This is a genomic window from Paenibacillus sp. YAF4_2 (assembly GCF_052113225.1).
Lineage (GTDB): Bacteria > Bacillota > Bacilli > Paenibacillales > Paenibacillaceae > Pristimantibacillus.
Window position 1 is genome coordinate 437113 of the sequence record NZ_JBFRCT010000004.1, and the last position, 12975, is coordinate 450087.

9 protein-coding genes are annotated in these 12975 nt (G+C 47.9%); 2 read left to right on the forward strand and 7 right to left on the reverse strand.

Annotation, left to right across the window (positions count from 1 at the left end):
• Positions 1 to 18 precede the first annotated feature (18 nt).
• From AB4Y93_RS12465 to AB4Y93_RS12485, 5 genes are all read right to left on the reverse strand, one after another.
• On the reverse strand, positions 19 to 1290 hold the full coding sequence (locus AB4Y93_RS12465; protein ID WP_441892334.1) for a response regulator transcription factor: 1272 nt from the start codon (positions 1288 to 1290) through the stop codon (positions 19 to 21).
• Entirely contained in the window at positions 1268 to 3019 is a 1752-nt protein-coding gene (locus tag AB4Y93_RS12470; protein WP_441892336.1) for a sensor histidine kinase, read from the reverse strand. The genes AB4Y93_RS12465 and AB4Y93_RS12470 overlap by 23 nt, the downstream gene beginning before the upstream one ends.
• Before the next feature lie 75 nt (positions 3020 to 3094).
• A complete protein-coding gene (locus AB4Y93_RS12475; protein WP_441892338.1) occupies positions 3095 to 3934 on the reverse strand; it encodes a carbohydrate ABC transporter permease in 840 nt (279 codons plus the stop codon).
• Positions 3934 to 4890 (reverse strand): carbohydrate ABC transporter permease, encoded by a 957-nt coding sequence (locus AB4Y93_RS12480; protein ID WP_441892341.1) that lies wholly within the window; start codon positions 4888 to 4890, stop codon positions 3934 to 3936. Before AB4Y93_RS12480 ends, AB4Y93_RS12475 begins: the two co-directional genes overlap by 1 nt.
• A gap of 241 nt (positions 4891 to 5131) precedes the next feature.
• Positions 5132 to 5701: a dihydrofolate reductase family protein gene (locus tag AB4Y93_RS12485; RefSeq protein WP_441892345.1), complete on the reverse strand. Its 570-nt coding sequence runs from the start codon at positions 5699 to 5701 to the stop codon at positions 5132 to 5134.
• 550 nt (positions 5702 to 6251) lie between these two features.
• Here AB4Y93_RS12485 and AB4Y93_RS12490 point away from each other — a divergent pair.
• Both AB4Y93_RS12490 and AB4Y93_RS12495 read left to right on the forward strand, forming a co-directional pair.
• Positions 6252 to 7385, forward strand: a complete 1134-nt coding sequence (locus tag AB4Y93_RS12490) for a winged helix-turn-helix domain-containing protein (protein WP_441892347.1) — start codon at positions 6252 to 6254, stop codon at positions 7383 to 7385.
• A 67-nt stretch (positions 7386 to 7452) separates the two neighbouring features.
• A complete protein-coding gene (locus AB4Y93_RS12495; RefSeq protein WP_441892349.1) occupies positions 7453 to 8694 on the forward strand; it encodes an MFS transporter in 1242 nt (413 codons plus the stop codon).
• 419 nt (positions 8695 to 9113) lie between these two features.
• On the opposite strand, the gene AB4Y93_RS12500 is transcribed toward AB4Y93_RS12495, so the two are convergent.
• Together AB4Y93_RS12500 and AB4Y93_RS12505 are read right to left on the reverse strand one after the other, a co-directional pair.
• Positions 9114 to 9494: a hypothetical protein gene (locus AB4Y93_RS12500; RefSeq protein ID WP_441892351.1), complete on the reverse strand. Its 381-nt coding sequence runs from the start codon at positions 9492 to 9494 to the stop codon at positions 9114 to 9116.
• A gap of 374 nt (positions 9495 to 9868) precedes the next feature.
• A complete protein-coding gene (locus AB4Y93_RS12505) occupies positions 9869 to 12964 on the reverse strand; it encodes a glycoside hydrolase family 2 TIM barrel-domain containing protein (RefSeq protein WP_441892353.1) in 3096 nt (1031 codons plus the stop codon).
• Between the last annotated feature and the right edge of the window lie 11 nt (positions 12965 to 12975).

Here is a 12975-nt window from a genome sequence, read left to right on the forward strand (position 1 = left end):
TTCAGTATTTATTACAGTTTACTGCTTCATAAGTTCACTTGGCGTAACGCCGCAATACTTTTTAAATAATGTAGTGAAATAAGGAACATTCTGGTATCCAACCATTTCCGATACCTCGTAGATCAGATGTTTTCCTTCGAGCAAAAGCACCTTAGCCTTCTCAATCCGCACCCGGATAACATAGTTGGTGAACGTCTCGCCTGTCACTTTTTTGAACAACTGATTCAAGTAATTTTTCGAAATATACAGCTGAGAAGCGAGCTGCTCTAGTGTAATATCCTCAGCATAATGAGTATGGACATACTCGATCATGAACTGGACTGCTTTCCGGTGCTTCTCATGAATGGTGTTGAAAGAGAGCTCACTGCCTCCACTTTCCTCGCCTTCTGCCTCCTGTTCTTGATTCGGGTCCTCAAGCAGCCCTTGCAAAGCTTCATCGCAGGAAGCCTTGATTTCATGCCAGGAGTCCTTCGTCCTGCCGAGACCAAACCGCGCATCCAGCCCGATATAACTCTTCAGATTGTTAATGATCATCCCGCCCAGCCGTCCAGCAGAAGCAGCCGCCAATTGTCCATCTGTCCCTTGCTCCGAACGCAGAAGAACTGCCGCATAATTGCCGAACAGCCAGACAAAGCTTGCTGTCTGCCACTCTCCTCCAAGCACCTCTTCACTGATATTTGACACCGCGAACCGGAACAGATTCCAGTCGGCAATCGAGATATTACGGGTCCGTTCCGTCCACGTGACTTCGATAACCATAACGGTGAACTGCTTGCTCTGCCATTCCGCTAACGCTGCCGGCAGTTCCTCGGGCTGGCTCAACCCGTTCAGAATAGACGCCGTCCATTCCTCCTGCCTCCAGTTCACCGCCGGGACGTTCTGCTCACCGGTCTGTTCCAGGCGCTGCAAATAAGTTTCCTCAAGCTTAAGAATCGTCTCAGCCAGCACTTTACGGATTTGATCAACCGTCACCGGCTTCGTCAAATAGTCATCTACTCCAAGCCGGAGAGCGGTACGTGCATATTCGAAGTCATTATAGCCGCTTAGAATAACGAATCGGCCTGTGAATCCTCTGCTCTTCAAGCTTTCTATCATCTGAATCCCGTTCATCTCCGGCATATAGATATCCGTCAGAACGATATCCGGATTCACTTCTTCAATCAGCTTAAGACCAGCTTCCCCATCAATGGCTTCACCGGCAAACTCCGCATCGAGCTCCTCCCAAGGAATCGCTTTGCGAAGCCCTCTTACGACCTGAAAATCATCATCAATGATGACTATCTTCCACATGCTGCCGTTCCCCTTTCTGCCTTAACGTCTCTAATCTCGGAAGACGAATAACCGCCTCCGTACCTCCTTCGGGCGAATTACCAAGTGTAAATCCATACTTATGGCCAAATAAAGCTTCGATCCTCTCCCTTACATTACGAAGCCCGTATCCACCTTTTGCACTTCGCTTCTCCTGCCAATCCTCACGCAGCTTCCGGCCGTCATCCCTTATCGCGATAAGAAGCTGGTCATTACTGACACTGACAGTTATGACTAGTGAGGCATGCTGTTTGCCGTGAAAGCCATGCACAAAGGCATTTTCTACAAATGGCTGTAAAATCACTTTCGGTACGTACAGCTTGCCCGCTTCCTCCGGAACCTCGAGCGTGTAAGACAGCCGGTCTTCCCAGCGGATCTTCTGGAATTGCAGGTAGCTCTCAATATGAGTCAGCTCCTCCGTTAAGGGAACAAGGCTATTCGTATTCGTTAACGATAAGCGGAAAAACTGCCCCAAATGCGAAAGCATGCTGCTGATCTGCGGCTGGTCTGCTTCAATCGCCATCCAGTTCACCTGATCCAGTGAGTTATATAAAAAATGAGGGTTTATCATCATTTGAAGAGCTTTAATCTCCGCTGCACGCTGCTGCTCATGCTTCACCTCCAGCGTTTCGTACAGCTGCTCAATCCGCGAGATGAGCTTGTCATAACCTTGGAAAAGCGTGCCGAACTCATTCTTATAATCGGTTGGCAGCGGACTCTTCTTATTTAGAGAGAAGTTGCTCATCGCTTTCAGCAGTTGTCCAATCGGCTTGATGAATTGACGGGACAAAAAGACGGCAAGCAGCAGGATGAGAATGATCGTTACAATACCAAAGGCCAGAATGGTCCGTGTCTGCTTCAGACTGCCTGCCGTAATTTGCTTCCAGGAAGTAACCTCCAGCAGTGACCACTTCGAATCCAGCGATGAGGTCCAGACAAGAAACTCGTCGCCGGTCCGCTTGGCACCGGAGGTCTGCTGCTCCAGCTGCTCCTCAATTTCGGTTTGATGACTTGTAAAGAAATCAGCTTTGCCGATATAGGTAATCAGTTTGCCTGTCGAGTCGAGCAGTGCAAGGTTAGAACGGCTGTCCTCGGTTGTAATGAGAGATTGGAAATCTGGCACTCTGACATTAAAGACCATAACCGCGAATGACTTGTTGAACCGGTTATATACCTTGCGTGCATAGCTGATAACTGGCGTATCACCTGTATTTGTTTTGATAATCCGCTCACTTAGCCATGCCTCATCCGATTTGACCAAATCTTTGTACCAAGCTTCTTTCTCTATACCGTCCATCGGCAGAAACTGAACAAATTCCTGTACATTATAAGAAGGGGTCAGATCCGAATAGACATGGATGGATTGAACAATCGGCATGCCAAATACAAAGTTGTTGAGCTGTGCCCTGATGTTGGCTTGTCCACGTACCTGATCATATTTATTGCCGCCCGACATCTCCTCATACATATCGGTAAAATTGAGCGAAGCCGTATTGGAGCTCTGCTCAATATCCTTCAGATTGGTCGTCAGCTTCTTATGGATCTCCACCAGCACCTTTTGCTGGTAATAGGAGGTGTTGTCTGCAATTTCTTTTGAGCCATTATAGTAGCTGAAGGAGACAACAATGGCGACAAGGATGGTAACGATAAGTGCAAAACCAAAAAAGAATACAAACTCGATTCGCATGGTCTTGAACGGATTGGTTCGCAAGACTATTCCTCCCGGCCTTGGAATGCAAAGAGAGCTGCGACTGACCGCAGCTCAATTCCCATATATTAGTGGCTATTATCCTTTGAGTGCTCCTGCCGACATCCCTTCGACGAAATGACGCTGTGCCAGGAAGAAAATGACGACAGACGGCACAATCGAACAAAGTGACATAGCCAGTAATTGTCCCCAAGGCACGGAGCCCTGCGAGTCAATAAACAGCTTCAAGGCAAGGTTGATGGTGTAATGATTAATGCTATTAATATATAGCATTTGTCCAAAGAAATCATCCCAGTTCCACAGGAAGCAATAGATCGCAACCGTTACGAGAGCCGGCTTCACTAGCGGCAGCATAATACGCCAGTAGATGCCAAACCACGAGCATCCGTCGATTTTGGCTGCTTCATCCAGCTCCTTCGGTACGGAACGCATGAACTGGACAAGCAGGTAGATGAAGAACGGACCCCCGATTCCGCCTGCGAGAAGATGAGGAATATAGAACGGCAGGTAGGTGTTAATCCAGCCCCATTTGCTGAACATGACGTACTGCGGCACAACCGTAACCTGAGTCGGAAGCATCAGCGTAACAAGCATAATGCCGAACCACAAGTTCCTAAGCGGAAAATCCAAACGGGCAAAGGCAAACGCAACCAGACTGCAGGCTACAATACTCGTGAACAGGACGCCCAGGATCAGTTCAAACGTATTGAGGTAGAAATGGGTAAACGTAAAGTTTGGCGTCGATACCCAGCCGTCCGAGAAGTTCGCCCAATGCGGCACCTTCGGGAAGAGATTCGCTGAGCCCATCTCCTCGTTTGTCTTTAGAGATGCACCAAGCCACCAGAAGATCGGATACATCATAATCAGGCTGACAATCAGGAGAGAAATATGATTAAAGGAACGTTTGTATAACTTCATTATTTCTTCCCTCCTTGGTTCTCATAGAACACCCAATATTTCGAAGTGCCAAAGAGTAGTGCAGCGAACAAGCCGATTAGGATCAGCAGGATCCAAGCCAGTGCGGAAGCATAACCCATATGGAACTTCGTAAAGGCCTCTTCATATAGATACATCACGTAGACGAAGGTCGATTTAACCGGACCACCATTTGTAATGACGAATGACTGCGTGAACATCTGGAACGTGTTAATCATCGTTTGTACCGCGTTAAACAGGATGATCGGCGAAAGCATCGGCAGTGTCACCGAGATGAACTGGCGGAACTTGCCTGCTCCGTCAACCGATGAAGCTTCATACAGATCAGTCGGAATCTGCTTCAGTCCGGCGAGGAATATGATCATCGACGAGCCGAACTGCCATACCATCAATATAATGAGCGTGCCAAGCGCATACTTCGGATCAGCGATCCATGCCGGGCCTTTAATGCCGAATATCCCCAGGAAATCATTAATAAAACCGTTACGGCTGAAAATGTTTTTCCACAGAATCGATACCGCGATACTTGTACCAATCAGCGACGGGAAGTACACCATCGTACGATAGAACGACATCCCCTTCATCTTGCGGTTCAGCAGCATCGCGATACATAAAGCAAACATCAAGCGAAGCGGAACCGTCAGCAGCACGAAGGTAATCGTAATTTTAAGTGATTTCGGGAATACATCATCATCGGTGAAAATCTGCTTGTAGTTGTCGAAGCCGACCCAGTTCGGGGCTGCAAGTAATGAATAGTCGGTAAAGGAATAGTACAAGGACATAATCATAGGGCCAAGCGTCAGCAGCAGGAAGCCGATCAGCCAAGGCGATAGAAACAGATAACCGGTGACAGGGGTCTCCCAACGCTTCGAGCGAATTTTTTGGACCTGATCCAGCTTCACAGAACCGGCAGTTTCTTTTACAGCAGCATTATTCATGTGGGTTACTCCAATCTTTCATTCTTGTGGACCTGTAATTTCATTATAGAATCGGGTCCCGAATGCTTGAAGGAGAGCAATGAATCGGATTCTTTCACTATTTAACGATAAATAGCCGGGGTAAAACTGTGCATGTGCTAGCTAGCTGTGGCAAACTGCGCAAGTGAGTAAGCTTTCTGGGGACAACAAAATGGTTGAGCACTAATCTGCTCAACCACTACTAATTGATATTACGGTACGGCTATTTCTCCAACTCATAGCGGGCGGCGATAATGCCCGACTTGAGCGTTCGGCTGGACAGCAGCTTGAGCCTGATTTTCTCACCGTCGCCGTGGAATGCCGATTTTCCGCCGCCCAAGATGACCGGACAAATCGTCAGCAGGAATTCGTCGATCAGGCCGAGCTCAAGCAGCGTCTTCGCCGCCCCCGGACTGCCGAAGATAACGAGATTTTTGCCAGGCTGCTCCTTGAGCGCCTTGATTTCCTCTGCGATATTGTCCTTGATCAGCATCGTATTGTTCCATTCCGCATTGTCCAACGAGCCGGAAATGACGATCTTCTTAACATCCTGCAGCCATTTGGCATGCTCTAGACTGTGCCTCGACTCATTCGGATTGTCCATCACCGCGGGCCAGTAGCTTTCCATCATTCGATACGTCGTGCGTCCGTATACGGGAGAGCCGACTTCGGCTACGACCTCCTCGGCGTATTTCTCTAATTCCTCGTTGTACGGAATCCAATCTAGTCCTCCGTTCGAATCCGACGCATACCCGTCCAATGATACATGCATGAACAATACGAGTTTTCTCATGTTTGCTTCTCCTCCGATTTCGAATTTAGTTATTCGATTTTTGGCAGTAGGCCCGTGGTTCGTCCTACTCTTACGATCACTATAAATCATTACGTTACGTAAGGTTCAAGTGGAAATTCTGAATTTTCTTCGAAGTCAACAATGCTGCGCAAATCTGCTCTTACTCCAATAACAACGGCAGCAGACCTTTAACAATCATTTTTCGCACTCGTCGTTTGCATTCTTGCTCATGACCGAGGCAATAAAAACAACTTCCCTTTACCTTCTCGTTCAATAATTTCTTTAGCACATGCGTCAATGGCAGACTTACTTATAAATGAGGAGATCCGGCTACACCACCATTTCCCGCACTAAAACGTTTTTGTGAGCAATCGTCAATTACATCCTGACTCATGTATGGGGCGATAGCTGCCAGTTCAGCAGCGCCAGTTGCAGCCGCAACATACCATCTGCAATGGAAGGAAGACGTTCGCTTGCTTTCTCCGAACCGCCATGCCATCATCAAGAAAAGAAGTATTGGCAAGCGTAATGAAAGGGCAGGGAGTTTCACATGATTCATTTCAATTCGGATACTTATCAAGTCGTATACGCGGGAGAACGTGTTCATCTCCTGCCCAAGGAGTTCGTGCTCTTCCAATTTCTATACGAGCATGCCGGACGCTCGTTCACCCGGGAGGCTTTGCTTGATGCCGTATGGCCGATGGAAGCCCCGACCGACCGGACCGTAGACGACCACATCTACCGCATTAGGAGAAAATTGACCGGATGGAACCATCTATTCCGCGTGGAGACCGTCCGCGGTCAGGGCTACAAGCTCGTGCGCCGCGCTCCCGAGTCGAAAGATAATCCGCTGTGCTTCGACGAAGAGTTCGCGTTTGACGTGAAGCGTTTGTTTTCCAGGTATCATGGCCTTGGCATGGGAGCAGCTATGCAACTGCTGGCGGAGAACCGTGAGGTTCTAAGCTTGCCGGGCGACCCTTATAATGACGCCTATCTCCGTTTTATTCGCGGTGATTTCGAATGGCTCCTAACATTGGACCACATTTCCCTTTGGCAGAAGCTGACGTATGCCGTATATATCCACTCATTTATTCAACCGGAGCCCGCAGCTACGCTCCCTTACTTCGTAAAGCTTCTTGCCAAGGCCGACACACTGGAATGGCGATATGACTTGCAGCTAAGCCTCATTCACCTCTATACGGAAGCCGGCAAGCCGGATAATGCGCATAATGTTCTCGAAGCGATCCGGCAGGAGATTGAAGGGCTCAACTCCCCTAGCTTCAAGGCAGTCTTTCTGCTGCAGGAGACTTATCTGGCAATATGGACGGGGAAACTAGAGACTGCGGACGCCAAGCTACGCGAATGCGACGAGCTCCTGATAAGTCATCCGATCAAGCGCGAGCGGGGAGCTTATCTCGTGGCCATGGCAATGCTCCTATACGGGCAAGGAGATATTCCCGCCGCGAGACTTATATTGGATGAAGGGCTGGAGACGCTCCGCCATACGGAATTCCTCCCCCATCTGCTCTTTAGCTTAAATACAATGCTGCGATTTCTCTCCATCCACGAGTGCGACGAAACTTATCGGTTAGCCTATCAACGGCAGCTGGACCAGCTTGCTGTCCGTTACCGCTTTGAAGAGCTGCTGCCTCGAACGGAGCATTTACTTAAAATGCATCTCTGATCATTCTCTGACATTCCCCTGCTACGATTGGATCATAACGATTTCAATCAGGGGGTTTGCCGTTCCGATGTTAAGAAAAAACCGCTCGTTCGCAAAAATGTTCGCCGCCTACGGCCTCTCGGCTTTCGGCGATTATTTCGACTTTATGGCAGTCACGATTCTTCTCGGCTTCATCTGGAAGGCGGATGCGATGACGATCGCGCTGCTGCCTCTTTGTTTTGCCGTGCCCGGCATTGCATTCAGCCAGCTGGCAGGCATTTTGGCTGATCGCTGGAACAAACGGAACCTGATGATCGCCACCGATCTCCTGCGCTCGGGATTAACCGTCATGCTCATCTTCGCCCCTAATGCGGGATTACTGCTCGGCTTGATCGCAATCCGATCGACCGCCCGCGTCTTCCACTATCCCGCACAACAATCGATGACTCGGGCAGTTGTTGCACAGGATCAGCTCTTGCAGGCAACCTCTCTTAACGGAGCCGTCTTCCAGCTGTCCAAAATACTAGGGCCTTTGCTTGGCGCCTCCTTGGCGTCTACATTCACCCCCTCCGTCAGTATGGCGGTGAATGCAGGCTGCTACGTCGTGTCCGCCTTTTTGCTCCTGCTTGTCCCCGCCGCCGATGGGCGCGTACCCGCCGCTGCATCCGCAATCAGGGAGAAGGGGGGGCTGCGGGGCGAATGGCGTGAAGGATGGCGCCTTCTCTGGCACAGCCGCATCCTGCGCATGAGTCTTCTCTTCAGCTTGATCGGGCTGGCCGGCATCCAAATGATTGATGCCCAATTCGCCGTTCTCTTCCGCGAGATTGCCCCAGAACAACCCGAGTTGATGGGTTGGCTCGTGACCGCGATCGGGGCTGGCGGACTCGCGAGCGTAACTTGGCTTCGCCGGTACCAAGAGCTTACGGCGTACGGACTGCTGCTCGGAGGGGGCGTGGCGCTGATCGGCCTGATGTTCGCGGCAGCCGGTGCTTTCCGGCAAGAAAGTCCACTTTGGCTCATGCTGCTGGTATTCTTTATTGGAGGGATCGGTACCGGCTTTACCTCCTCGGGCATGAACTACATTTTGCAGAAGGAAACGCCACCCGAAGCCGTAGGCCGCGTCAGCGGCATATTTGAATCCTTGACTAGCGTCATCTTCGTCATCGCTCCGCTCAGCGGCGGTGCGCTGATCGGTCTCATGGGGGTGAGCCGCACATTCTTGATCGCCGGGCTCGCGGTTGGAATAATTGGTTTCGTCGGAATTGTGCTGCGTTGGCAACTGTGGGGAAGGACGGATGCCCGGAAGCCGGAGGTTTCGCGCAGCGCTTAAATCGGTTTGTAATATGGCCAGATACAAACAAGCAACGTCTAGAGCATGGATATCATGAACGTCAAAAGGCCTTCACCAAGTGATGAAGGTTATTTGACGTGTTCTGCTACAATGTCATTACAGTAATCTGCCGCCCTTTACCGAATGCAGCACCGTTCAGTTTCACTAAGACCTTATGTAGATTGAAGACACTAACAAAACTAATAATATCATTCTCAAACGCGTTCCCCACCTTCATCGAAACTAAATGGATAATTTTCCTTTGTAAAGATGCAAAAGTATATTGATTTGTTGCTGTAAACTGCCCATTAACTTAAGAAAGCTGCCGATCATACTTCGGCAGCTTCATTCACTTTTGACTATTCAACTATCGTTCTTACGTTAGTTGAGTTGGAGGATCTGTGCTCTGTTCAATTCAATTAGAAACTATTTTCATAAATATCAAGGAACTTAGATACCAATATACCCTGTTTTATAACCGTTTCATCTTTAGTTTCAAGTTGCCAAGCATATGTCATATAGTCTTTATAATTTTTATTACTTATGGGCATTAAATTAAACTCAACCCTAGTTGCATCAAAACCTTTTTTATAATCGTTTTGAGCTTGTTGTAATGCCATCTCAGGATCTTTAAAAATGGGCATTCCTTTCGCATTAGCTCCTATTTCATAGGCTTCTTTATCACCGAAATTGGCACTTAACTGACTATTATCATAGTCGTCAACGACTTTTGAAGGTGAATCGCAACCAGCTAGAAAAGTAATTAGAGCTATACTAATGACCATAGTAATCCTTATCACCTAACCACCACCTTTTTCTTAGGTAAAGCAAAATCAAATTGAACCAATATCCCCTGAATGTGTTATGTACTAGACGTTATTACACGAGAAAAGTTCCATCTATATAGCTGTCCTATTCTGTCTGTAACTTAACGTAAAAAAGCTGCCGATCTTTCACCGGCAGCTTCATCAATCTGGCTATTCAACTAACGTTCCTCGTCCCTCGTTGAACTCCTATGACCCAGTAGGCATGAAAGATAAGTGGGATATCCCACTCTTCCATATGTACTAGAAGCCAATGCCAATGAATCGTCGTTAATCAATACAGACCTCTGACTTTGGCAGTGCCTTTATCAAAAATTCACTTCTATCCTTCGCTTTCGAGGATCTGCTATTCAATCCACGATCTCTAAAGTGATCTTGTATACATAGATGCCCTTTTCGATTTTATATTCATCGTGAATATTTTTGGTCCATCCAGTATCTCCACCAAGACCTGCATGTTTGTAATCGATATGAAGGAAAACAGAATCGGATGTGCCAAGCTCGTCCTCATAGGCGGCATTATCATACTGTCCGATGCTGTACTGATGGATGTCAAAATGGAAGTGACCCGCCGAGGTAACTTTTACCTTGCGGTCATCCGCCGACACATACAAATAACGGACATCTTCCTTGCCCCCGCACTCAACCGGCACGATGTAGGGAACATGCTGTTCTTCAACGGAGCTTTCATAGATACCGACGAAGGCAGCCGATTTACGGTCCGCATAGTTCTCCCATGGCCCGCGGCCATACCATTTGATACTCTTCCAGGCAGCAGGGAAGGTAAAGCTCAGACCGATTCTCGGTAAGGTATCGACATTGGCATTATTCACGACCGTGTTAGTAATTGCAATGCCTTTCCCGCCAATCGCATACTCCGTTCGTGTTTCAATGCATCCATGATACAGAGCATGAACCTGAATGATGACGGAAGCAGGCGCCGCATATACCCGGATACGCTTGATCTCTTTCTGGTCGGAGTCCAGTCCGAGGCTTCTCCAATCATCCGCATAGTTTAGCGTCTCACCAGGCACACCTGCGTCTATCCCCGTTGGTGGCCGATAGAAATTGTTCGCTCCGCCCTTAAAGTAGTCTTGATTATTGTATCTGACAGAAATGAACTCCGCCGTTTCTTTCGAGAAGACCACGTTCGTATTTTCATTATAAACATGAATTCGATCCGCAGCTTCTTCATATACCAGGCTCCCGCTTTCAATATCCCCGGTATGTATTTCATATACGGAATCTTTCAACTCGACCTGGCATGCATAGATACAGGTTCCCTTATTTGCATAATAGGTATCCTCGTTCAGATAAGCATAAAAATTCAGGAACGCTTCCCTAGAGACCTTGGTTGGATCGTATGGTGCCTGAAGACTTTCGATAGCTCCGGCCGGCGTGTGTAATCGGGGTAATGTACCGTTTTCCACAACCTTCCCGTCGCAAACAAGTTCCCAACCGATGTCCAGGTGGCTTAAGTCCCGATGCGTATAATGATTATAAATTCGATAACTTTTATTATCATCATAATGCCGTTCAGAATAATCGATCTGGACGGGAGCTTGTACATTTTTGATTTCATAGGCAGCCGGTTTCGGCGTTAAATCCGGAAATACAATGCCGTTCAGGCACATATCGGGCGCGGAATCAATAATCTCTTCCTGGAAGGCGCCGCCATAAACATATTTTTTGTTCCCGGATTCATCATGCAAGGCAAGTGCTTTATCCTGAAAATCCCAAATAAAGCCGCCCTGAAACCGCGGGAATTTATGAATAAGGTCCCAGAATTCCTTGAAATTCCCGTTGCTGTTGCTTTTCGCGTACGCATATTCACACATAATAAACGGCCGCAAGTCTTCGCTGCTCGTCATGCAATCCACGATCCAATCCTTCTGAGGATACATGGGCGCCAGGATATCGGAGATATTGGCCGGAGGATTCAAGGACTCATACTGGACATATCTTGTTTTATCATATTCCTTCATCCACCCGTACATGGCAGCATGGTTCGCTCCGTAACCGGACTCATTTCCCAAGGACCACAGAATGATCGAGGGATGATTCTTATCTCGCAACACCATCCGTGCTGCACGTTCCATATAAGCATGCGTCCATTCAGGAGATGCGCTGAGCTGGCCGCCGATGCCATGGGTCTCAATATTGGCCTCATCCACAACATATATGCCCAGTTCATCACAAAGGTCGTACCATTCGACGGCATGCGGATAGTGACTCGTTCTTACCGCATTGATATTTAGCGATTTCATGATCTTGATCTGCTCACTCATATACTCCGTTGACACCACGCGCCCCGTTTCGGGACAAAATGCATGAAGGTTGGTTCCGCGAATGATGAGACGTTTGCCGTTAATTTTCAATATCCCTTTGTTATCGATGCTGACTTCTCGGAAGCCGACATTTGCACTCTCGATGTCAACGACATTTCCGTCAGGGTCGATCATTTCCAATACCAATTTATAGAGGTAAGGAATTTCGTCGCTCCACAATTGGGGACTCTTAATGGTTTGCTTGACTTTCGCCACATAGTTGTCTTGCAGGTAGGATCTGAAATCCGCAAACTTCGGCGTCTCAAATTGCGTAACCAATTTTCGATCGTGATCATAAAGAGACAGACGCACGTGAGCTTCCCCATAACAGCTTGCTTGATTATTAGGATAAACCGTCACGGCTAATTCGGCATTGTCATAATCACCCGGGAAAAGCGTTTCGATTTTATAATCATGAATTCGCATTCGCGGTTTTGCATAAATCAGAACATCTCTGAAAATACCCGATAGATGCCAGTAGTCCTGATCCTCCAGATAAGAACCGGCTCCGAATCGCATCACCTGAACGGCCAAATGGTTTTGCCCCGTTTGGATGTAATCGGTAATATCAAAAGAAGCGTTAAGCTTGCTGTCCTGCGAATAACCGACGAACTTCCCGTTTAACCACAGATAAAAGCAGGATTCCACACCGGCAAAATCGATAAACAAATCTCTGCCATTAAAATGTTCAGGAATTTCGAACGATAGGACATAACATCCGGTGAGGTTATCCTCCGGCACATAAGGCGGATTCAAAACAAATTCATCTTGCTTCAGTTGAATTTCGTGATGAGAGTCCGCCCCCTTCCGCGCAAAGGGATACTTAATATTAGTGTATATAGGTTTCCCGTATCCGAACAACTCCCAGTTGGAAGGAACAGGGATATCATCCCATTTGGACACGTCATATGCAGGATGATAAAACTCATCAGTTACTACATCCGGAGATGAAAACGTTTTAAATTTCCAAGTGCCGTTTAAGCATTTTACGTATTTTGACGCTCTCCGGTCGCCGCTTAGCGCCTGTTCCACGGTTTCGTATATTCCATACGGCTCATGCATGGGATGACGGTTCTTGTGAGCGACATGCGGATTCTCCCAGTCTCTGTTCAGCTTCATACGTTTCGAAT

Coding starts and splice junctions, on each gene's coding strand:
- AB4Y93_RS12465 (WP_441892334.1), bottom strand. CDS start 1,290: ATGTGGAAGATAGTCATCATTGATGATGATTTTCAGGTCGTAAGAGGG.
- AB4Y93_RS12475 (WP_441892338.1), bottom strand. CDS start 3,934: ATGAAGTTATACAAACGTTCCTTTAATCATATTTCTCTCCTGATTGTC.
- AB4Y93_RS12480 (WP_441892341.1), bottom strand. CDS start 4,890: ATGAATAATGCTGCTGTAAAAGAAACTGCCGGTTCTGTGAAGCTGGAT.
- AB4Y93_RS12485 (WP_441892345.1), bottom strand. CDS start 5,701: ATGAGAAAACTCGTATTGTTCATGCATGTATCATTGGACGGGTATGCG.
- AB4Y93_RS12490 (WP_441892347.1), top strand. CDS start 6,252: ATGATTCATTTCAATTCGGATACTTATCAAGTCGTATACGCGGGAGAA.
- AB4Y93_RS12495 (WP_441892349.1), top strand. CDS start 7,453: ATGTTAAGAAAAAACCGCTCGTTCGCAAAAATGTTCGCCGCCTACGGC.
- AB4Y93_RS12505 (WP_441892353.1), bottom strand. CDS start 12,964: ATGAAGCTGAACAGAGACTGGGAGAATCCGCATGTCGCTCACAAGAAC.